This window comes from Flavicella sediminum (assembly GCF_006381105.1).
Classification (GTDB): Bacteria; Bacteroidota; Bacteroidia; order Flavobacteriales; family Flavobacteriaceae; genus Flavicella; species Flavicella sediminum.
The window spans coordinates 914-1,821 of the sequence record NZ_VDET01000024.1 but is presented as its reverse complement, the minus strand read 5'-3'; the positions used below and the strand labels follow the sequence as shown (position 1 = coordinate 1,821).

The 908-nt window shown below is 30.6% G+C and carries 2 protein-coding genes; both read left to right on the top strand.

Going from position 1 to position 908, the window contains the following annotated elements:
* Positions 1 to 195: 195 nt before the first annotated feature.
* Positions 196 to 492 carry a type II toxin-antitoxin system HigB family toxin gene (locus FGM02_RS15980; RefSeq protein ID WP_139959506.1) on the top strand — a complete coding sequence of 99 codons (297 nt, stop codon included), beginning with the start codon at positions 196 to 198 and terminating at the stop codon, positions 490 to 492.
* Positions 493 to 503: 11 nt separating this feature from the next.
* Positions 504 to 872: a helix-turn-helix domain-containing protein gene (locus FGM02_RS15975; RefSeq protein WP_139959505.1), complete on the top strand. Its 369-nt coding sequence runs from the start codon at positions 504 to 506 to the stop codon at positions 870 to 872.
* The last annotated feature ends 36 nt before the right edge of the window (positions 873 to 908 follow it).

The following is a 908-nucleotide window of genomic DNA, read 5'->3' as shown; positions in this document are numbered from 1 at the left end:
ACTAACAAAACAACAAGTATTTTAAGGTCGACTAACATAAAAACAACAAAAAAGTATAAGCTTAGTGTTAGGGCGACAAGTCCACGGACATTTTATACCACACAAAAATAATACAAACCCGTTACCCATTATTAAAAAACGATAAAAGTTCTTTTTTTGAGAACAATTTATTATCTTTGTCCCAGATAATAAAATATGAAGAGAATAATAGCAAAAAAAACTTTGCGAGAATTTTGGGAGAAACACGCTGATTCAGAACAATACCTAAAAACGTGGTACGAGACGGCAAAAAACTCTAATTGGAATTCTCCGAATGAGGTTAAAGAAACCTACATTAATGCGAGTATTTTAAAAGATAGCAGAGTTGTTTTTAATATCAAAGGAAACTCATATAGACTTATTGTAAAATTTAACTATGTCAGACAATGGGCGTTTATCCGATTTATTGGAACTCATGCTGAATATGATAAAATTAATGCGGACACAATTTAAAATATTGAATTATGGAAATTAAACCTATCAAAACGGAAAAAGACTACGACAAAGCTTTGGAAAGACTCGAGTTAATATTTGATGCTGCTCTTAATTCTAAAGAAGGAGATGAAGCTGAGATATTATCATTGTTAATTGAGAATTACGAAAATAAACACTACCCTATTGAATCACCTGATCCAATTGAAGCTATTAAAATTCGAATGGAAGAAATGAATCTGAAACAGAAAGATTTAGTCGGAATAATTGGTGGAAAAAGCAGAGTGTCAGAAATCTTGAATAAAAAGAAAAAATTGACTGTAGAAATGATACGAGAATTAGAAAGGATTTTGAAAATATCTGCTTCTGTACTCGTGAATAATTATAAACTTTCGAACTAAAAAGTTAACAATGGGTAACACCGCATAAAGTCAATG